Annotated in this window: 21 protein-coding genes and 1 other RNA gene; 17 read left to right on the top strand and 5 right to left on the bottom strand. The window is 46.0% G+C overall.

Annotation, left to right across the window (positions count from 1 at the left end):
• Positions 1-48 precede the first annotated feature (48 nt).
• Together KNP91_RS08090 and KNP91_RS08085 are read left to right on the top strand one after the other, a co-directional pair.
• Complete coding sequence (locus tag KNP91_RS08090) at positions 49-951, top strand: acyl-ACP desaturase (protein WP_214765749.1); 903 nt, start codon at positions 49-51, stop codon at positions 949-951.
• An 18-nt stretch (positions 952-969) separates the two neighbouring features.
• Entirely contained in the window at positions 970-1,218 is a 249-nt protein-coding gene (locus KNP91_RS08085; protein WP_214765746.1) for a hypothetical protein, read from the top strand.
• An 803-nt stretch (positions 1,219-2,021) separates the two neighbouring features.
• Here the strand turns inward: KNP91_RS08085 and KNP91_RS08080 are convergent.
• A complete protein-coding gene (locus tag KNP91_RS08080) occupies positions 2,022-2,342 on the bottom strand; it encodes a hypothetical protein (protein WP_214766226.1) in 321 nt (106 codons plus the stop codon).
• A 139-nt stretch (positions 2,343-2,481) separates the two neighbouring features.
• Here KNP91_RS08080 and KNP91_RS08075 point away from each other — a divergent pair, with 139 nt between their 5' ends.
• From KNP91_RS08075 to ssrA, 12 genes are all read left to right on the top strand, one after another.
• The gene (locus tag KNP91_RS08075; protein ID WP_214849524.1) at positions 2,482-2,814 is read left to right on the top strand and encodes a hypothetical protein; all 333 of its coding nucleotides are present in this window, start codon (positions 2,482-2,484) and stop codon (positions 2,812-2,814) included.
• 158 nt (positions 2,815-2,972) lie between these two features.
• On the top strand, positions 2,973-3,953 hold the full coding sequence (locus KNP91_RS08070) for a LacI family DNA-binding transcriptional regulator (protein ID WP_188004657.1): 981 nt from the start codon (positions 2,973-2,975) through the stop codon (positions 3,951-3,953).
• Positions 3,950-4,828, top strand: coding sequence for a ribokinase (gene rbsK / locus KNP91_RS08065; protein WP_214849523.1), 879 nt, complete (start codon positions 3,950-3,952; stop codon positions 4,826-4,828). Before KNP91_RS08070 ends, rbsK begins: the two co-directional genes overlap by 4 nt.
• On the top strand, positions 4,825-5,214 hold the full coding sequence (rbsD, locus tag KNP91_RS08060) for a D-ribose pyranase (protein WP_214849522.1): 390 nt from the start codon (positions 4,825-4,827) through the stop codon (positions 5,212-5,214). Before rbsK ends, rbsD begins: the two co-directional genes overlap by 4 nt.
• A gap of 12 nt (positions 5,215-5,226) precedes the next feature.
• Complete coding sequence (locus tag KNP91_RS08055; protein ID WP_214849521.1) at positions 5,227-6,705, top strand: sugar ABC transporter ATP-binding protein; 1,479 nt, start codon at positions 5,227-5,229, stop codon at positions 6,703-6,705.
• 1 nt (position 6,706) lies between these two features.
• Positions 6,707-7,675, top strand: a complete 969-nt coding sequence (gene rbsC, locus KNP91_RS08050; RefSeq protein ID WP_012371250.1) for a ribose ABC transporter permease — start codon at positions 6,707-6,709, stop codon at positions 7,673-7,675.
• 27 nt (positions 7,676-7,702) lie between these two features.
• Positions 7,703-8,617 (top strand): ribose ABC transporter substrate-binding protein RbsB, encoded by a 915-nt coding sequence (gene rbsB / locus KNP91_RS08045; protein WP_214849520.1) that lies wholly within the window; start codon positions 7,703-7,705, stop codon positions 8,615-8,617.
• Positions 8,618-8,759: 142 nt separating this feature from the next.
• Positions 8,760-8,993: a preprotein translocase subunit SecG gene (gene secG / locus KNP91_RS08040; RefSeq protein ID WP_012371248.1), complete on the top strand. Its 234-nt coding sequence runs from the start codon at positions 8,760-8,762 to the stop codon at positions 8,991-8,993.
• 100 nt (positions 8,994-9,093) lie between these two features.
• Complete coding sequence (locus KNP91_RS08035) at positions 9,094-9,834, top strand: alpha/beta hydrolase (RefSeq protein WP_214766212.1); 741 nt, start codon at positions 9,094-9,096, stop codon at positions 9,832-9,834.
• A gap of 14 nt (positions 9,835-9,848) precedes the next feature.
• The gene (gene rnr / locus KNP91_RS08030) at positions 9,849-12,206 is read left to right on the top strand and encodes a ribonuclease R (RefSeq protein ID WP_214849519.1); all 2,358 of its coding nucleotides are present in this window, start codon (positions 9,849-9,851) and stop codon (positions 12,204-12,206) included.
• Positions 12,207-12,238: 32 nt separating this feature from the next.
• Positions 12,239-12,709, top strand: a complete 471-nt coding sequence (gene smpB, locus KNP91_RS08025) for an SsrA-binding protein SmpB (RefSeq protein ID WP_088837732.1) — start codon at positions 12,239-12,241, stop codon at positions 12,707-12,709.
• Between the two features lie 58 nt (positions 12,710-12,767).
• Positions 12,768-13,126: a transfer-messenger RNA gene (gene ssrA / locus KNP91_RS08020) on the top strand.
• Positions 13,127-13,193: 67 nt separating this feature from the next.
• Here ssrA and KNP91_RS08015 read toward each other — a convergent pair.
• Positions 13,194-14,141 carry a DUF4435 domain-containing protein gene (locus KNP91_RS08015; RefSeq protein WP_214849517.1) on the bottom strand — a complete coding sequence of 316 codons (948 nt, stop codon included), beginning with the start codon at positions 14,139-14,141 and terminating at the stop codon, positions 13,194-13,196.
• Complete coding sequence (locus tag KNP91_RS08010; RefSeq protein ID WP_214849514.1) at positions 14,141-15,508, bottom strand: AAA family ATPase; 1,368 nt, start codon at positions 15,506-15,508, stop codon at positions 14,141-14,143. Before KNP91_RS08010 ends, KNP91_RS08015 begins: the two co-directional genes overlap by 1 nt.
• Positions 15,509-15,834: 326 nt before the next feature.
• On the opposite strand from KNP91_RS08010, the gene KNP91_RS08005 reads away from it, so the two are divergent.
• Entirely contained in the window at positions 15,835-16,344 is a 510-nt protein-coding gene (locus KNP91_RS08005) for a GNAT family N-acetyltransferase (RefSeq protein ID WP_119923372.1), read from the top strand.
• 55 nt (positions 16,345-16,399) lie between these two features.
• Here the strand turns inward: KNP91_RS08005 and KNP91_RS08000 are convergent, their stop codons facing one another.
• Positions 16,400-16,765, bottom strand: a complete 366-nt coding sequence (locus KNP91_RS08000; protein WP_147510502.1) for a winged helix-turn-helix transcriptional regulator — start codon at positions 16,763-16,765, stop codon at positions 16,400-16,402.
• A gap of 204 nt (positions 16,766-16,969) precedes the next feature.
• Here KNP91_RS08000 and hxlA point away from each other — a divergent pair, with 204 nt between their 5' ends.
• Together hxlA and hxlB are read left to right on the top strand one after the other, a co-directional pair.
• A complete protein-coding gene (gene hxlA, locus KNP91_RS07995; RefSeq protein WP_026827605.1) occupies positions 16,970-17,605 on the top strand; it encodes a 3-hexulose-6-phosphate synthase in 636 nt (211 codons plus the stop codon).
• Complete coding sequence (gene hxlB / locus KNP91_RS07990; RefSeq protein ID WP_028105789.1) at positions 17,606-18,154, top strand: 6-phospho-3-hexuloisomerase; 549 nt, start codon at positions 17,606-17,608, stop codon at positions 18,152-18,154. It begins immediately after the preceding gene.
• Between the two features lie 142 nt (positions 18,155-18,296).
• Here hxlB and hisJ read toward each other — a convergent pair whose 3' ends face one another.
• The gene (gene hisJ, locus KNP91_RS07985) at positions 18,297-19,091 is read right to left on the bottom strand and encodes a histidinol-phosphatase HisJ (RefSeq protein ID WP_214849512.1); all 795 of its coding nucleotides are present in this window, start codon (positions 19,089-19,091) and stop codon (positions 18,297-18,299) included.
• Between the last annotated feature and the right edge of the window lie 124 nt (positions 19,092-19,215).

Here is a 19,215-nt window from a genome sequence, read left to right as displayed (position 1 = left end):
ACATTTGAACGGATGAAGGTTCAAAAAACATCTAAAGGAGAAATGATCATGTTAAATTCAGATTTAGATATACGTTTAGAACCACGCATTAAAGAGTTGTATCGACTACATAAGGAGCGCTCAGCCAACATTGACTGGAGTTATCACGAATTCATTCCATGGGACAAGGCGATGTCGTTTAAACGGGTTCCTTGGGAAGAGAGCCAAGTTACGCTTCCGGAAGGTGTCATCGTTGCCGTGGAAACGGCCTTGCTGACAGAAGTCAACTTACCTTGGTATACATCGCACTTGGATTATACGTTTAAAAACTCGATGGAAGTCATCAATGATTTCGTCCGCACATGGACGGCGGAAGAAGACCAGCACTCGAGCTTACTGGAAACGTATTTACTCGTAACACGAAACGTCAATCCGACACGGTTGCATCAGTTAAGAAGACGCGTCGTGGAAAGCGGCTGGTTCCCGGACTTTACGAATCCATTGGCGACGATGGCGTATACGTCGCTCCAGGAGCTTGCGACACTCGTTTTCTATAACAACGTAGCGCGAGTAGCCGGAGCACACGATAAAGACCTGGCGACACTGCTCCGCCGCTTGGCAAAAGATGAAGCCCTTCACTATGCGTTCTATCGCGATACGGTAAAAGCGCACCTTGAGCTCGATCCGAACTTTATCGTGTTCTTTGAAGATGTCATCATCAATTTCTCGATGCCGGGTGCGATCATGCCGGACTTTACCGAGCGTATGAAGACGATTGCGATTGATACAAATTACGGACCCCTCCAGTACTTTGACCAAGTATTAGATGTCGTCGTGAAATACTGGGATATTGAGAACCTGCAACCGACGACCGAAGAGGCGAAACAGTCACAAGCAAACATTATGAAATATCACGGGCGTTTAAAACGGATCAAGGACCGTCAAGCAGCAAAAACAAAGATTGATGTATAAAGAAGGGAGCACTAAAAAATGACGTGTGAAATATGCGGAAAAGAAACGAAGAACCAAGTCAGTTATTTGGAACTGAACACGTGGGAATTTAATTCGTTGAAGACAGAAGAAAAAGACTTTTACCCGATCTGCTACAGCTGCTTTGATAAGCATACGAACGAGTTCATTGATCAGGAAATGGATCTTGAATTAAGAAAAAAACGTTCGCAGATGGTGAATAAAGAAGTCGAGGCAGAAATCGAAGCTATTCTTGAAGTTGAAAATTAAGTGCTCAATTAGATTCCGATATATGTTGGAATCGTCAGACTGAAGACAAAATAGTGGTTTTTCTCTTAATCGAGAAGAGCCACTTTTTGCTCGCTCTTTGAAGTATTATTTTATATTTAGTCCAAATAAAATAAAGAGGGAAAATAAATTTGATACCTCAAAATATTTTCAACATTCATAAATGAACTATTTTTAACAAAAAAATTCTGTACAAACTTATTCATTTACGCTTTTCTTCATATTTATTTTCAATAACGTAAAACAAAAAAAGTGTTATAAGGATAACGAATGGAGTTGTGCTATGGTCCATTAATTCAAAGTGCGGTAATGTTAAAGACAGAAGTATCAGTGACGTCGCTACTAATCGAACGATAACAAGTTTTTTATGATATTTGTTATTATCCAAATTACTTCCTCTTTTTTCAAATTTAACATTAACATTATTTCCTATATGATAAAACCTATTGCACATTAATAACGAGATTTCTTAATCCAACGTTGAAGCGTCTCATGTGGTTTCCTCAAACAAGATCTGACAGCGCAGCCTTGCGCTTTTTCCTGCAGAAGTCGCGTGAAACGCGTGATAACAGGTGCTAGAAAAAAATTCATCGCTCGACTTCTAAGAGAGAAGGAAGCAACGCTTCCGTCAGGAACAGGCGAGACCCGGAGATCTGAAAGAAATCCGCGGTTCGCGTTCCGCCCTAGAAAAGCGAGCGAATGCATGTTTTTTATAGACACAAAAAAACGAGACCCGACTAAACGTCGAATCCCGTAGTATCAAAATGGAATTATCCTCCTTGAAATCAATCCTCGATAAACGTAACGAGATAATGATGAGCAGAATAGAGTGGAGCACGCGTGACGAAGAACTCGGGTAAGTCGACATCGATATCAAGTTCACGTAATGTCTGTGGATCGAGACACTCCTGGACGAGACGTTTGATGTCGCTGAGTAATTCATCGTGCAAATTCGCTTCCGCTGCGAAGAAACGTTTGGCTTCATCTTTTAACAATAAGACGACTGGAGGAAGACCGCGTAGTAAGTCGACCTGAAGTGGTTGTTCGTTGCGTTGAAAAAAGTCGTTTAAGCAACTGACGACCTTCATCGAATGTTCTTCTTTCATCGGTCGGACCCCCAACTTTCTTTAAGTAGCTGTTACTATCAAGCTATTCCCTAAAGTCAGATAGGATATGCAGACAAACTGGAATCGGTGCATTAACGGATTCAATAACCGGGTACAGAAAGAGGTAGGGGGGATGAATATGCTGTTTCGTTATTTATTTTTGGGTCTGGACCCCGCGATCGACGAGATTCAACTACGGATCATTTATTTTACGGAATTGATTTTCTTTATCGGTCTGTATCAGATTACGAGTCGTTTTTCACGTCAAAGCATGATTCTCGGAACGGTCCTCGGCATCACGGGTCTGATTGCGCTCCTACCGGGAGCCATCTATATTCTGCGGTATAACCCGGAAGATGCGGTCATCGACATTACGTTCCTGTTGATTTACTTACTGGAGCCGCTTGCGATTTTAGCATTTCTCGTCGCCTTGTTTCGACGGTTGTATCAAAAACGCCATCCCAATCATTGAAGAAGTCCGGACAAACGTTGTCGTAACACGTTTGATCGGACTTTTTCGTCTGTCTCAAAAAATAAATAAAATATATTTTAGCAAAAAGGATTGATGTGTAACCGGTTACACAATATGATACATATTGTAAGCGTTATCAAAAGAAAGAGGTGGCGAACATGTCGACCATCCGGGAAGTAGCGAAAGTGGCAAATGTCTCCGTTGCGACCGTCTCACGTGTCATGAATGAGAAGGGATATGTCAGCGAAAAAGCAAGAACAGCAGTCCTGCAAGCGATTAAGCAGCTCGATTATCGACCGAACCGGGTCGCCCGGTCGTTGTTCCAAAAACGATCTGGTCTGATTGGTCTGATTGTCCCGGACATCACCAATCCTTTTTTCCCGCAACTCGCACGGGCTGTGGAAGATATGGCACATCAGCACGGATTTCAGGTGATTTTGTGTAACACGGATGAACAGTTTCAGAAAGAACAAGAATATATTCAGTCACTCGAAGCGATGCATGTTGACGGATTGATCATCACGACCAACTATTCGAACAATCCGAACTATGAAAAACTCGAAGTACCGATCGTCGCCCTGGACCGTGTGTTACAGGGAGCGATTCCGACAGTGACCTCAAACGGGCATGACGGCGGAAAAAAAGCCGCTCAGTTTCTGCTCGATCACGGGGCAACCGAACTGGTCGTCATCAGCGGTCCTTCGAAGTTACCAACGATCCGAAAGCGGCGTGACGGATTTGAAGAAATCGCCGGGAAACATCTGGTCGCAAGTATCGAGTCGCCGTTTCATTTTCAGGGGGCGCTCGGAGCAGCCAACTACTTATTTGACCATTACGACTGTAACGGGATTTTTGCAGCAAACGATGTCATTGCAGCAGCGACGATCCAGGTCGCAGCGGAGCGGGGAATCGCGATTCCGGAACAGTTGCAAATCATCGGCTATGACGGGATTGAACTCGGACAGATGATTTCGCCGCCCCTGACAACGATTGCCCAACCGATTTATCAGATGGGCGAGCTGGCGGCAAAATTACTGATTCAACGGATTGAAGGAAACGAGATTGCAGCCGTCCATCACGAACTGATGGTCGAAGTCATTGAACGGGAAACAACGAAGCGGAAGGATGAACAGTTATGAAACAAATCAGTGTAGTCGGAAGTATCTCGATGGACTTAGTCGTCGAAAGCGATCGTCGTCCGTCAGCAGGCGAAACGGTTATCGGATCCGCTTTCCATACGGTACCGGGAGGCAAGGGGGCGAACCAAGCGGTTGCGATTGCCCGGCTCGGCGGTCACGTCGAAATGGTCGGCTGTATTGGCGACGATGCGAACGGCGTGGCAATCCGTCAAAACTTCGAGACGGAGCACGTCGGGACGACCCATCTGCAGACGATTGCGAAGGAACGGACCGGAACGGCCCACATCACGCTCGCAGAGGGTGACAACTCGATTGTCGTCGTCCAGTCGGCGAACTTAGCGGTTGTCTATGACGAGAATCAACTCGACAGCCTGCTTGGTCAGGCAGACATGATTTTGTTACAGCTCGAAATTCCGCTCGCGACCGTCAAACAGGTGGCGCGTTACGGCAAGACCCACGGGATTCCCGTTGTCTTGAATCCGGCGCCAGCCATCGTCCTTGACGACGAGTTACTTGCAGACGTGACGTATTTGACTCCAAATGAACATGAATGTGGTTTGATTTTCGGACAACAGCAACCACTCGAACATTGGTTGACGCAATACCCGAATAAATTGATTGTGACGGAAGGCAGCCGGGGTGCCCGCTTTTATGACGGCGAGGCCATCGTGACGGTTCCTGCGATCAAGACGGACGTCGTCGATACGACAGGTGCCGGTGATACGTTCAACGGTGCACTCGCAGTCAGTCTGAGGGACGGGGCAACCTTAACGGAAGCGATTCGCTTTGCCAATAAAGCAGCCGGTATGTCCGTCCGCGCGCTTGGCGCACAAGGCGGGATGCCGACACGTGAACAGATGGAGGTTGAAGCATGAAACGACATGGTATTTTAAACAGTCAGATCAGTAAAGTCTTAGCTGATCTTGGTCATACCGATACGATCGTCATTGCTGACTGCGGTCTGCCGATTCCGGCCGGTGTAGCACGGATTGATTTGGCACTTGAACTCGGAACACCATCGTTCGTCGATGTCGTCCGGATCGTTGCCGACGATATGGCCGTTGAACAGGTGACACTGGCGACAGAAATCAAAGCAGCTAATCCGGTTGCACTCGAGGCCGTGACGAAACTCGACGTACCGCAAGACTATGTCTCGCACGAAGCATTCAAGGAATTGACGAAGCAGGCGAAAGTCATCATCCGGACGGGTGAAGCGACACCGTATGCGAACGTCATCTTACACGCCGGCGTCATTTTTTAAGGGGGAAGCACGATGCAAATTGAGATGACAGGTATCACAAAAGCGTTTGGTCCCGTTCCCGTCTTGAAGGGAGTCGACTTCACCCTCGCGACCGGTGAGATTCATGCCTTGATGGGAGAAAACGGTGCCGGAAAATCGACTTTGATGAAAATTCTGACCGGTGTTCATAAAGCCGATCAAGGAACGATTCAAATTGACGGAGTCGAACAGCAGTATAAAAATCCGAAACTGGCGGAAGAAGCGGGGATTGCCTTCATTCATCAGGAACTGAACATTCTGCCGGATTTAACGGTCACGGAAAATCTGTTTCTCGGACGGGAACTGAAATCCCGTTTCGGTGTTTTGAAGCAAGCGGAAATGAAACGGCTCGCTGAACGGGAGCTAGCGGAGCTGAACGTCTTCATGGACGTCAATCAGCTCGCCCGGACGTTATCGGTCGGACAACAGCAGATGATTGAGATCGCAAAAGCGTTGATGACGGACGCGAAGGTCATCATCATGGATGAACCGACGGCTGCTTTGACAGAGCGTGAAATCCGCGCCTTGTTCAGTGTCGCAACGGCATTGCGGGGTCAAGGAGTCTCGATCGTCTATATCTCACACCGAATGGAAGAAATCTTCGAACTGTGTGACCGGATCACGGTCTTACGGGACGGTGTCTCTGTCTCGACCCACCGGATTGCCGACACTTCGTTTGAACAGATCGTCCGCGAAATGGTCGGACGCGAGATGGGCGAACGCTATCCGGAGCGTCAAGTGACACTCGGTCAGACGGTCCTCGAAGTCACCGGGGCAACCGGCAAACGGTTTGAAGATGTCTCGTTCTCGGTCCGGGCCGGGGAAATCGTCGGCTTTTCCGGCTTGATGGGGGCAGGACGGACAGAAGTCATGCGCGGCTTGTTCGGGGTCGACCGGATGAAAGCAGGGACGATCAGCTTAAACGGTAACGTCGTCAAAATCAAATCACCGCACGATGCGATCAAACAGGGACTCAGTTTCTTAACGGAAGACCGAAAGGGCGAAGGATTGTTCCTCGATTTTTCACTCCGGGAAAACATCTCCTTGCCGACAATCCGGTCGTTATCGAAGTCCGGTGTCATCTCCGATCAATCGGAGCGGCAGTTCGCCGAAGGATATCTCAAGTCGTTATCTGTCCGGCACAGTTCGATGGATCAACCGGCGAAGTCGTTGTCCGGCGGGAACCAGCAAAAGGTGGTCCTCGCGAAATGGCTCGGAACGAAACCGGATGTCCTGATTCTCGACGAACCGACACGCGGTGTCGACGTCGGGGCGAAAAAAGAGATTTATATGATTATGAATGAACTCGCCGCAACGGGTGTCGCGATCATCATGATCAGCTCGGATCTGCCGGAAATTCTTGGCATGAGTGACCGCGTCTATGTAATGCGCGAAGGACAAATGAGCGGCATGCTCAATCAAGAAGAGGCAACGCAAGAGAGTATCATGACGCTTGCGACAGGAGGACAATGACATGGAATTGATGCAAGGGAAACTGACAGAAAAGAAACCGAGACGACTCGGGATTGGTCAAAAGCTTGGTCCGCTCGCCGGACTGTTCGCCATCATTCTCGTCGTTTCGATCATGGAACCGGACTTTTTAACGCTTAATAACTTATTTAACATCTTACGCCAAGTTTCAATCAACGCCTTGATTGCCTTCGGAATGACGTTCGTCATCCTGACGGGTGGAATTGATTTGTCGGTCGGCTCGATTCTCGCCTTGTCATCCGCGTTCGTCGCCGGTCTGATGACCGACGGAACGTCCGCGATTCTTGCTGTCCTCGCCGGTTTGATCGTCGGCGCGATCATGGGCGCGTTAAACGGAATGGTCATCTCACTCGGGAAAGTCGCACCGTTCATCGCGACGCTCGCGACGATGACAATCTTCCGTGGTCTGACACTCGTCTACACGGACGGGAAGCCGATTACGGGACTCAGCCAGGGTGGCTGGTTCGAATTATTCGGACGCGGCTACTTCTGGATCTTCCCGGTACCGGTCGTCACGATGTTGATCGCCTTTGCAGTCCTTTACTTCATCCTGAAGAAAACGACGTTCGGGCGTTATACGTATGCCATCGGCGGTAACGAAGAAGCAGCAAAACTGATGGGGATTCAAGTCAACAAAGTGAAGATTATGATTTACGCGCTGTCCGGTTTAATGGCAGCACTCGCCGGCATCATCCTGACGTCGCGTCTGAACTCGGCGCAACCGACGGCCGGAACATCGTATGAGCTTGATGCCATCGCAGCCGTCGTACTCGGCGGAACGAGCTTATCGGGTGGACGCGGTTGGATTGTCGGAACATTAATCGGCGCCTTGATCATCGGGACACTCAACAACGGACTCAACCTGCTTGGTGTGTCGTCGTTCTTCCAGCTTGTCGTCAAAGGGCTCGTCATCCTGTTCGCCGTACTCGCGGACCGGAAACAAACTACGTGATTTACCATCCAAAAGGAGGATATTGATATGAAAAAATTGCTCGCACTTGTCATGATGGCGTTAATGGTCTTCGCAGCGGCTTGTTCGACGGAACAACCGGGCAGTGACACGGAAAAGGAAAAGAAAACAAAAGACTTTAAGATCGGTCTGTCGATTTCGACACTTAACAACCCGTTCTTCGTTTCACTGAAAGACGGCGCGGAAAAAGAAGCAAAAGCACAAGGCGCAACACTCCAAGTCGCAGATGCACAAGATGATGCGGCGAAACAAGCCAGTGACATCGAAGATATGATTCAGAAAAAAGTCGATCTCATCCTGATCAACCCAACAGATTCAGCAGCAGTCGGGGCAGCGGTTCAGACAGCAAACGATGCCGACATCCCGGTCATCACGGTTGACCGTAACGCAGAAGCCGGTGACGTCATCGCACACATCGCGTCGGATAACGTCGCAGGCGGAAAACAAGCCGGTGAATACATGATCGAACTCGTCGGGGACAAAGCGAAAGTCGTTGAACTTGAAGGAATTCCGGGTGCTTCTGCAACTCGTGACCGCGGTGAAGGGTTCCATTCAGCAGTCGACGGTAAACTTGACGTTGTTGCGAAACAATCGGCAAACTTTGACCGGGCGAAAGGTCTTTCGGTCATGGAAAACATTCTTCAAAACAACAAAGACATCAAAGCCGTCTTCGCACACAACGATGAAATGGCACTCGGTGCGGTCGAAGCGTTGAAAGCAGCCGGCATGGAAGATGTCAAAGTCATCGGATTTGACGCAACAGACGATGCAGTCAAAGCAGTCAAAGACGGTAAAATGGCAGGAACCGTTGCTCAAAAACCGGCAGAAATCGGTAAAATGGGTATCGATACAGCCATCAAACACTTAAAAGGCGAGAAAGTCGACAAGAACATTCCGGTCGAACTTGATCTCATCAAACAATAAGCATCACTGCCAGCCGGTCTGATTTTGTCAGCCGGCTGGTGTTTTTTTGAAGGTAAGATGAACTTCATGAATCTATACCTTGTTCCCGTAGTTGTTTTTCTCTATAATGAAAGAAGCGTATATTACTGAAGGAGGATCATCGATGATCATTCATAACGTGGCTCTTGTCGGCCTCATCGTCGTTTCCGTTCTTCTCATCATCGTCGTTCTCTTGATGTCGGGCCGTACGGCTGGACTCGGAGCACTGACAGGTGGAGCAGAACAATTATTTGGTCGCCAAAAAGCCCGTGGCTTGGATGCGGTCCTAAACCGTGTAGCGTCTATCTTAGGGGCATTATTCTTTATCTTGGCGTTACTCGTCGCTTTTTATAAGTGAGTACTGAAACGACAGCCGTCCGATCGCGCTGTCGTTTTTTCGTATTTCTCGATTTCTAAATTTTCATTTTGGGGTATAGAGTTAGAGGGGGAATCATTTTATGAAAATCACATTACCAAAACCATTCTTTTTTGAAGGCGGCAACCGGGCTGTTCTGTTGTTACACGGCTTTACTGGATCAAGCGCCGATGTCCGGATGCTCGGACGTTACTTGCAAAAACACGGATATACTTCACTCGCACCACAATATAAGGGGCACGCTGCCCCACCCGAAGAGCTGACGAAGACCGGGCCAGCCGACTGGTGGCAAGATGTTCTCGACGGCTATGAAGAATTAAAGGCCAAAGGATATGACGAGATTGCTGTCTGCGGACTGTCGCTCGGTGGAGTCATGTCACTTCGACTTTCGATGCACCGTCCGGTCAAAGCGGTCATTCCGATGTGTGCGCCGGCCTACATCAAAAGTGAAGAGGTCATGTATGCAGGAGTCACGGAGTATGCAAGAGAATTTAAGAAGCGAGAAGGAAAATCGGCGGAAGAAATCGAGCAGGAGATGGCAGTGTTCGAACCGATGCCGACCTTAAAGGATTTACAGGCTTTGCTGAAAGACACACGCGATTCACTCGAAGATGTCTACGCACCGACGCTTGTCATCCAGGCCCGCAATGATCACATGATCAACACCGATTCAGCGAACATCATTCACGACGGTGTCAGTGCCTTACAAAAAGATTTGATCTGGTATGAGAACTCAGGTCATGTCATTACGCTCGACAAAGAAAAAGAAACGCTCCACCAAGATATCCATGAATTTCTGGACGGCTTGAACTGGAGCCACTAATTGGAGGTGTCACGTTGGAATTACGTGAACGAATACTAGAGGTCATCGCGGCGGAAGAACGTCCGTTGTCGATTGATCAATTAACGAAAAAACTGGAATTAACAGATACGGCACAGTTCAAGGAACTGATCCGGACATTAAATGAGCTGGAAGATGAAGCACTCATCGCGCGGACCCGTTCGAACAAATACGGGACACTGGCGCAAATCGGACAAGTCGCCGGGAAAATCTCGGTCCACCAACGTGGATTCGGATTCGTTTCACCGGAGGACGGTTCTGCAGGCGATATCTTCCTGCCGGCACCGGAACTCGGCAATGTCTACAACGGGGACCGTGTCCTCGTCAAAGTGTTCGCCGAATCAAACGGCGGAGACCGCCGTGAAGGAAAGCTGCTGAAGATTCTCTCACGCGGACCGGCTGATTTCGTCGGAACGTTCGTCAGTCCAAAAGGACGGATTGAGTCGATTGCCTACATCGAGCCGGATGATTCGAAGCTGACGTTCTTACCGGTCGTCGCCAACGAAGATACGCTTGGTGCCGTCGACGGCCATAAAGTCCTCGCACGAATCACGAAGTATCCGGACGGCCGTTACGCGGGAACTGCCAAAGTCCTGCAGATCATCGGCCATAAAAACGATCCGGGTGTCGATATCCTGTCGATTGTCCACAAGCACGGCATCAATGTCGACTTCTCGGACGCAGCGATTGCGGAAGCGAATAACATTCCCGATCAAATCGACGAGAAGGACCTTGTCGGCCGCGTCGATTTACGCAACGAAGTGACGGTCACGATTGACGGCGCGGACGCAAAAGACTTGGATGACGCCGTTCACGTCAAGAAACTTGCGAACGGTAACTACGAGCTCGGTGTTCACATCGCCGACGTCTCACATTACGTCAAGGAAGATTCACCGCTCGACGAAGAAGCACGCGAACGCGGAACGAGTGTCTATCTCGTGGACCGGGTCATTCCGATGATTCCACACCGTCTGTCAAACGGGATCTGTTCACTCAACCCGCACGTTGATCGTTTGACGCTGAGCTGTATCATGGAAATCGATCAAAACGGGGTTGTCGTCAACCATGAGATTTTACAGAGTGTCATCAAGACGGTGGAACGGATGACATATACCGATGTCCGTAAAATCATCGAACGGGAAGACGAAGAAGTGGTTGCGAAATATCACGATCTCGTCGCGAACTTCGATCAGATGGCGGAACTGGCTGCGATCCTTCGCGAACGCCGTGCGCGTCGTGGTGCGATCAACTTCGACTTCCCGGAAGCGAAAGTCCTCGTCAACGAAGAAGGCAAGACAAGCGAAATCATCTTACGCGAACGGTCCGTTGCTGAAAAACTGATTGAAGAGTTTATGCTCGCAGCGAACGAAACGGTGGCGGAGCACGTCCAGCACCAAAAACTGCCGTTCATGTACCGGATTCACGATGAGCCGAAAGCGGAACGTCTCGATACGTTCTTCAAGTTCATCGCCAACTTCGGCATCAACGTTGAACGCAAAGGTGAGTCGGTCGCACCGAAGACATTGCAATCGATCCTGAACGCCGTGGAAGGCGAACCGGAAGAAGCGGTTGTCAGTACGGTCATGTTACGGTCGCTCCAACAAGCGAAATATGACGTCGAACCGATTGGTCACTTTGGTCTGTCGACCGATTTCTACACGCACTTCACGTCACCGATCCGCCGGTATCCGGACTTGATGGTTCACCGTCTCCTGCGCGAGTACATCATCTTTAATGATAAATCGCAAAAGACACAGGACCGTTACGCTGCCATCTTGCCGGAGATCGCCGATCACGCTTCAAAACGCGAACGTCGTGCCGTCGACGCGGAACGCGAAACGAATGCACTGAAGAAAGCCGAGTATATGGAACAACACATCGGCGAAACGTTTGAAGGGGTCGTCAGTGGCGTAACGAACTTCGGGATGTTCGTTGAGTTACCGAACACGATTGAAGGACTTGTCCACATCCAGGCGATGACGGATGACTTCTACCGCTATGATGAAGCGAACTATCAATTGATGGGTGAACGGACGAAACAACAGTTCCGGATCGGCGACGTCGTCGAGATTAAAGTCACCGGTGTCAACATCGATGAGAAGACGATCGACTTTGCAGTCGTCGGGATGCCGGAACGCCAACCGAAAAAACGCTTTGAGTCGAAGACGATCCGTTCAACGGGCGGTCGTCCGGGACAAAAACGCGACGACAAGAAAGACGACCGTCGCGGGAAGTCGAAGCGTCCGAGTAAGCCGAAGGACCAGTCGAAAGGCAAAGGGTTCGCGCTGAAGGACAAGAAGGATAAACCGCCGTTCCATAAAGCGGTCTCGAATAAAAAACGGAAGCGCAAATAAGCGCTTCTGTTTAGAAATGTGGTGGAAGAGAGATGCCAAAAGGTACAAGTTCAAAAGTATTAGCCAACAACAAACGGGCGTCGTTTGATTATGCGATTGAAGATACGATCGAAGCGGGTCTCGTCTTGACGGGAACCGAAATCAAATCGGTCCGTAAAGGAAAAATCAGTATCGGCGACGCGTTCGTCCGCTTCGACGGCGGGGAAGCGATTCTCTGGAACTCGAACATCGCCCACTTCGAACAAGGGAACCGGTACAACCACGAACAGCTCCGTCCGCGGAAACTGTTGTTGCACAAAAAACAGATCGCGACCTTGATGGGATCGGTCTCGCGCGACGGTTACACGATCGTGCCGTTGAAGGTCTACATCAAGAACGGCTACGCGAAATGTCTGATCGGACTCGGACGCGGGAAGAAGAAATTCGACAAACGTGACGATCTGAAGAAGAAGGATGCGAAGCGCGATATCGACCGCGCATTACGCGACAAGCAAAAGTATTGAACCCGTAACACTTTTCTGCTATTATAATAGTATTCGGAAAGCCCCAATTTTATATCTTGGGGACGTTACGGATTCGACGGGGGTAGTTCGGTCTTCTGTGGCGTGTCGAGGGGTCGGCCTCGTTAAAACGCATCAGCCATAACTGGCAAAACTAACACACAACTCGCAGCAGCTTAATAGCTACTACGGATCCTAGCAGCCGTCGCCTGGTCGGCTGATTTCTAGGGTCTCACTTTAAACAGGCTACGCTTGGACCCTTCCGTCTGGAGGGAAAGAGAAGAGATGGAATCAGACTGGTCGGACGGACGCCTGTCAATTGGCAGCCTGACGACGAGATCCCAATAAATTGACTACACACGTAGAAGCTTAAGTATACGATGCCTTCGGACGTGGGTTCGACTCCCACCGTCTCCATACGACGAAATCAGTGGATTTCAAAAAAGTGTCACACTTAAACTAGTGTGACACTTTTTTATTATGATATTTAAATCGCTAGCGCTATAGATTTCTTCCACTGCTTTTCAATATATTCATATAAATCTTCGGGAGATTCTGCATAAATAGATAGTGAGGTTAAAATATTGTCATTAAGCGTGAGACTAATTTTACCTTTATTTCGAAAAACTTTCCGATCATTTTTTTTATTTCTATCTTCTATTAATTTATTCAAGAGTATCTTTAAAAATTCTAGTTCAAATTTCCCTCTAAAAATTTTTGCTTTGTGCGGGCAACATTTCAGGTTCTCAAAATTCGAATTAAAGTCTTGCTCAGGGATAATATTTGGAACGCCAAGTAGGCTCTCTACATCACGTAAGTTATATTTACCGTTCACATTATCTAAATCAATATCTACTAAATGACTTTTTAAAGATAAATTTTTTAGATGGAGCTTTATAATTTCACCGGTTCTCTCCATGTGTTTTTTATAACTAAATATCCATGCATTTAACGCAGTTATTGCTTCGTGAAATTCATTTTGTCGATTAATAAATATTTGCAATGCATCTCTGTAATCTTCTTCTGTATCATTAATATTAAATTCACTACTTAAAATTTTTTCAAATACAGTAGCAGAAGTATATAAATTTTCTATTGAATAGCAAGGGGTCTCATATATAAGATCACTATTAATAGAATCATCAAAATCGCTATCTACAAAGAATAGCAAAGAACTGTTTTCATATTCTTTATGTTTCTGAATTTCTCTAAAAGCTTCTAAAACTCCTTGTTTGCCATCACATCTAATAAACTCTGGATCGGATTTACATACTATCGATACTCTTGGTAAATAATATTTACTATCTTCACCTTCAACGAAACAATATGGTTTTCTTTGTTTTGGCTTATATTTTAAAACGAATTTATGGAAAATGACGATTCCTTTATCTCTTTTTCTTCTCATATATTCGTCTCTACTCAATCTGTTTTCCATTAAGCATTAATCTCCTCAATAAAAAATTCGATTCCCTTTGCATAACTATCTAAATTATTGTCGAAGATGAATGGAGAATGTGTTACGGCAAAAAGTAACGAGCATCTTCCTGAATCAATAATATCTGGTAGTAGCATTTCTTGCCATTCTAATGAAAGAGAAAGCTCTGGTTCATCAAATAGAATAATAAAATTATCTTTAAAGTTTAAAAATACTTGTGCTAAAATTGATACAATTTGTTTTTCACCAGAAGATAATTGATTTAACTCAATTTTTAGATTGTTTTTTTGGTTAAATATAGAGATTTCACCATTTCTTTCGTTGAAATGTACTTTTTTGTTAACTAGATATTTTGTACAGATATTAATAAATTCTTTAATTGAATCATCTCTTTTTTTATACTTCATATAACTTTTAATTAAATTTTTTAAATAGAAATTCAATAAACTGTATTCTCTATTAAATATACTTTTATTTTTTACTAAGTTAAAAATATATTTTTTATCCTCTTCTTTTAAATCATTACCAAATCGCTCTAATGAGATTTTAAGCAATTCTCTGTTTTCGAAAATAGTATCATCAAAATTAATAAGATTTTGTTTCTGATCAGGATATATTAAATGTTTAATCATATTTCCAGTCACATTGGAGTAACTAATCAAAGATTCATCTTTTATATCTGTTTTAATTTTATCAAAAACTTCTTGAACGTCGTTCATACCAAAATTTATTACACCGTATTTGTTAGACAAATTATCATTTTCATCATTAAGAGAAAGTCCTAATTTTGATAAATCATCTTCAATTCTTCTGTAGGTAGGAAAATATAAAATTTCATCACTAAATACTTCTTTAAGTTTTTTTTCAACTTCTAAAATATCTTCACTATATTGATATGTTCCATTATCTCTTAAAATAGTTTTTAATTCTTGAATATATCTTCGTAAACGAATAAAAGAAACGCGTTTTCTATCTATTGATTCTCTAAAAAGTGAACGGAAATTTTCAAAAGTTCTATTTCCATAAACAATTTCTAATGCGTATTCTAGTTCTTGGTCATTTAGTTCTTCTTCTAACATTTGATAATACCTGTATGCGTTTTCATTGCCATCCAAAGAAAACCATTCTTTATGTAAAGTAATAGTTTCGTTTGTAGATAATTTTATGTTTATCTTTGAAAAATCAATATTGTATAAATTATAAAACTTTCTTGATAAGACATAATAAAGAATAGTTAGAATTGTGGTTTTACCTGTGCCATTTTCACCTAACAATATTCTAATATTTTCATCAAAGGTTAAGGATATGTTTTTATCGTTATTTAATCCTTCGATTTCAAAGCGATCTAAATAAATCTGAGTGTTCATTGTATGTTACCTCCTTTTAAAATTTATATTACCATTTTTTTAATATTAACCTATGCTAAAAAATGTATAATTGAAAAAAATGCTTTTTGAAAGATAAATAATTTATGTTGTATTAATTTTATTTCAACATTACTATCTTTATAATTTTAGCAGAAAGTATTTTTCTTGAAATGCGCGGCTTAGAATTTGTGTAAAGCTTTCATCATTTTTGTTAAAAAGCAATTAATGAATAGCCTCATACAATTATGACAATGTAACTAAAAAATGCATTATCAGTTTAATATCGGCTATATTGAAATGAAATATATGAAACGGAGCTGAAATCTATGATACGACGTGCCACCTTGATGGACGGAAAGGCCTTATCGGACTTGATGCGACGAATTGATCGGGAAACGAAATATATGTTGTACGAACCGGAAGAACGCAGCATGTCGACGGAACAGGCGGAAGCGTTCATCGAACGATTTGGTCAGGCCGCGAACTCGGATATTTTCGTCGTCGATGTCGATGAGCAACTTGTCGGTTATGTGTTGGTCGTCGGTGGCAAACCAAGCCGAATCCGTCACCGGGCGAACCTTGTGATCGGCTTGCTCGATGCCTATACCGGTCGAGGGCTCGGTGCCGGATTACTCGAAGCAGTCGATGCCTTTGCCGTTGAAGCGGGACTCGTCCGGCTGGAACTGACAGTCCGGAAAGATAACCTGCGGGCAATCGAGCTTTATCATAAGTTTGGTTTTAACATCGAAGGCACACGAATTGCCTCGCTGTTCATTGACGGCGAGTACGTCGACGAACTGGCGATGTCGAAGATTTTTACAACAGAAGAAATCTAAAAAAGATGCTCGGTTGCCTCCTCTCAGATTGAGACGGGACAGACGAGCATCTTTTTTATTGCGATAATTTTGTTTGTTCGAACTCGACTTCGAGGACATTTTTGGCGTAATCCTTGCCCCAGTCGTACATCGCGTCCAAAATCGGCATCAGGCTGTAGCCATGTGGCGTCAATGAATATTCGACCTTCGGCGGAACAACCGGATACACTTCCCGGTGGATGATATGGTGATCTTCCAGCTCCCGTAACTGATTAACGAGCATCCGTTGCGTAATGCCGGGCATCAGACTTTTCAGCTCTCCGAAGCGTTTGGTGCCTTCTTTACCGAGGTGCCAAAGAATCAGCATCTTCCATTTCCCCCCGATGATTGATAGGGTCAATTCCTTTTCACAGTTAAACTGCCGGTCTTCAAAATGTGGCATCAATCCACCTCCTTTTTCAGTATAGCTCTCTTGTCATCGACAGTATACTTTTCCGCACTATGTATGAAAAATCGCACTATGTAAATTAAAAGTGCGTACTTCCCAAGTTCGTCTATGAGGATTATATTTAGTCATGTTCCTTCACGAACGTCAGAAGGAAGTGCCAGGATCCATAATTAGAGAGAAGAATGGGAGAGATCAATTATGAAATTACAATTAGCAATCGATTTAGTCGATACAGCAGGTGCCATCGCTTTAGTCAAAGAAATTGGTGAAGAAAACTTGGATATCGTTGAGATCGGGACACCGGTCGTCATCAACGAAGGGCTTCGCGCCGTTAAAGAAATGAAAGCGGCATTCCCGAACTTAACGGTTCTCGCCGACTTAAAAATCATGGATGCTGCCGGCTATGAAGTCAGCCAAGCTGTCGCACACGGTGCCGATATCGTGACGATTCTTGGAGCAGCCGAAGATATGTCGATCCAAGGTGCGGTTGAAGAAGCGAAAAAATCAGGCAAGAAGATTTTGGTGGATATGATCGCTGTCAAAGATATCGCGACACGTGCGAAAGAGCTTGATGAACTTGGTGTTGACTACATCTGTGTCCACACAGGTTACGATCTTCAAGCCGTCGGTCAAAACTCGTTCGAAGATCTCGCGACAATCAAGTCAGTTGTTAAAAACGCTAAAACAGCAGTTGCGGGCGGCATCAAGATGGAGACATTACCAGAAGTCATCGCAGCACGCCCAGACCTCATCATCGTCGGTGGTGGGATTACCGGACAAGACGACAAACAAGGAACAGCGTCAACGATGCGTCGGATGCTGCAAGAGGCGTAAATGACACATATTCAAACGATTTTACAAGAGCTGACGTCGACGGTCGAAGCGATTGATCAAGCCGAGACGACGCAACTCGCGGAAGCCGTTCTGAAGGCAGACCGGATTTTTCTCGCTGGAGCCGGTCGCTCCGGCTTGATGGGCAAAGCGTTTGTCATGCGTCTGATGCACATGAACTTCGATGCGTACGTCGTCGGTGAAACGGTCACAGCGAACTTGCGCGAAGGGGATTTGTTGATCATCGGATCAGGATCCGGTGAGACAAAAACACTCGTCCCGATTGTCGAGAAAGCGAAACAGATCGGCGGAACCGTCGCGGTCGTCACGATTGAGCCGACATCGACACTGGCGAAGTTAGCAGACTTAACCGTCAAGCTGCCGGGAGTGCCGAAAGAACGGACAGCTACAGCGGATGAAACGGTTCAGCCGATGGGATCATTGTTTGAACAAACGATGTTGCTGTTCTACGACGCATTGATTCTTCACATCATGGCGGCGAAACAACTTGATTCAAAAACAATGTACGGCAAACATGCTAATTTAGAATAGAAAAAAATCATAAGACCGGTAGACGTGTGTGACACGTTTGCTGGTCTTTTTTTATTGTTGAACATAAAAAATCGCCGTTTCACGCAACTCTCGACAGAGTAAGCGAAAAGCGAGCGATTCTTTTTTTTATACAGTTATTTGTTTACCATTTGAAATCAAAATCAGCCCCGACGTCTTTCGCCAAATGCGCATCTGATCCGTAAACGAGCGGAATCCCTAAAGACTGCGTGAGTTGCAGGAGTTCCGGGTAAGGATAGGAAAGACCGCATAACGGTTTCCGCAGGCCTGCCGTATTGAGATCGAGTGTAAAGTCGGCCTGGCGGATTTTCCGGACCGTCTCATCCAAGTTCGCCGGCGTCTGCTCGAGCGGATAGGCTTGAATGAACTTCGTCGGCAACGTCAGGTGACCGAGGCGTTTTGGTTGATGCGTGCCGAGGTTCGTCATGACAAGCGCCTGGATGCCTTCATAATAGCGCTCGTGGGCCGCCGTGACACTTCCGGTCGCCGTGACGATCTCACCGAAACTTTCTTTGCTGAAGTCGACCATGTAATACTGGTCCTCGATCCAAAGATAATGGAGCGACAGGATGCCGTCCGTCAGCTCGGGACCATAGCGGGCAATGATATCGCGTGTGCCGTCAACATCGTTTTCCCAGTAATCAAACTCCATCCCAATCCGGATGTCGATGTCATTTTTATATGTGTCGCGTAATGTTTTTAACTCTTCAATGTAGCGTTCGGCTGTCGCAAACGACATCCCGGAATCGTTGTCGGGTGCCGGATCGTTAAGACCTTCCGGAAGCGGGGCGTGCTCGGTGAAGCTGATCCGTTCGAGTCCTTGTGACAGGGCACGTTCGATATACGCTTCAAGTGGATCCTTTGTTCCGTGCGGACAATACGGGCTGTGGACATGACCGTCCCATTTAATCAATTGCATGACAAAACCTCCAATATGTTTTTTTTCGGTACGAAAGCAGGCAAAAGGATTGACAATCAAACCACAAAAAAGGTATCTTATCGTTAAATAATTTAGCGTGGTACAGTGATAACAAGATAAAGGA

This window comes from Exiguobacterium sp. s138, assembly GCF_018618775.1.
Lineage (GTDB): Bacteria > Bacillota > Bacilli > Exiguobacteriales > Exiguobacteriaceae > Exiguobacterium_A > Exiguobacterium_A artemiae.
The sequence above is the reverse complement of the archived record's forward strand: the minus strand, read 5'-3'. Positions and strand labels throughout refer to the sequence as shown.

What these genes read in the sequence shown, in the direction of transcription:
- KNP91_RS08090 (WP_214765749.1), top strand. Translation starts at nt 49, where the DNA reads ATGTTAAATTCAGATTTAGATATACGTTTAGAACCACGCATTAAAGAG.
- KNP91_RS08085 (WP_214765746.1), top strand. Translation starts at nt 970, where the DNA reads ATGACGTGTGAAATATGCGGAAAAGAAACGAAGAACCAAGTCAGTTAT.
- KNP91_RS08080 (WP_214766226.1), bottom strand. Translation starts at nt 2,342, where the DNA reads ATGAAAGAAGAACATTCGATGAAGGTCGTCAGTTGCTTAAACGACTTT.
- KNP91_RS08075 (WP_214849524.1), top strand. Translation starts at nt 2,482, where the DNA reads ATGCTGTTTCGTTATTTATTTTTGGGTCTGGACCCCGCGATCGACGAG.
- KNP91_RS08070 (WP_188004657.1), top strand. Translation starts at nt 2,973, where the DNA reads ATGTCGACCATCCGGGAAGTAGCGAAAGTGGCAAATGTCTCCGTTGCG.
- rbsK (WP_214849523.1), top strand. Translation starts at nt 3,950, where the DNA reads ATGAAACAAATCAGTGTAGTCGGAAGTATCTCGATGGACTTAGTCGTC.
- rbsD (WP_214849522.1), top strand. Translation starts at nt 4,825, where the DNA reads ATGAAACGACATGGTATTTTAAACAGTCAGATCAGTAAAGTCTTAGCT.
- KNP91_RS08055 (WP_214849521.1), top strand. Translation starts at nt 5,227, where the DNA reads ATGCAAATTGAGATGACAGGTATCACAAAAGCGTTTGGTCCCGTTCCC.
- rbsC (WP_012371250.1), top strand. Translation starts at nt 6,707, where the DNA reads ATGGAATTGATGCAAGGGAAACTGACAGAAAAGAAACCGAGACGACTC.
- rbsB (WP_214849520.1), top strand. Translation starts at nt 7,703, where the DNA reads ATGAAAAAATTGCTCGCACTTGTCATGATGGCGTTAATGGTCTTCGCA.
- secG (WP_012371248.1), top strand. Translation starts at nt 8,760, where the DNA reads ATGATCATTCATAACGTGGCTCTTGTCGGCCTCATCGTCGTTTCCGTT.
- KNP91_RS08035 (WP_214766212.1), top strand. Translation starts at nt 9,094, where the DNA reads ATGAAAATCACATTACCAAAACCATTCTTTTTTGAAGGCGGCAACCGG.
- smpB (WP_088837732.1), top strand. Translation starts at nt 12,239, where the DNA reads ATGCCAAAAGGTACAAGTTCAAAAGTATTAGCCAACAACAAACGGGCG.
- KNP91_RS08015 (WP_214849517.1), bottom strand. Translation starts at nt 14,141, where the DNA reads ATGGAAAACAGATTGAGTAGAGACGAATATATGAGAAGAAAAAGAGAT.
- KNP91_RS08010 (WP_214849514.1), bottom strand. Translation starts at nt 15,508, where the DNA reads ATGAACACTCAGATTTATTTAGATCGCTTTGAAATCGAAGGATTAAAT.
- KNP91_RS08005 (WP_119923372.1), top strand. Translation starts at nt 15,835, where the DNA reads ATGATACGACGTGCCACCTTGATGGACGGAAAGGCCTTATCGGACTTG.
- KNP91_RS08000 (WP_147510502.1), bottom strand. Translation starts at nt 16,765, where the DNA reads ATGCCACATTTTGAAGACCGGCAGTTTAACTGTGAAAAGGAATTGACC.
- hxlA (WP_026827605.1), top strand. Translation starts at nt 16,970, where the DNA reads ATGAAATTACAATTAGCAATCGATTTAGTCGATACAGCAGGTGCCATC.
- hxlB (WP_028105789.1), top strand. Translation starts at nt 17,606, where the DNA reads ATGACACATATTCAAACGATTTTACAAGAGCTGACGTCGACGGTCGAA.
- hisJ (WP_214849512.1), bottom strand. Translation starts at nt 19,091, where the DNA reads ATGCAATTGATTAAATGGGACGGTCATGTCCACAGCCCGTATTGTCCG.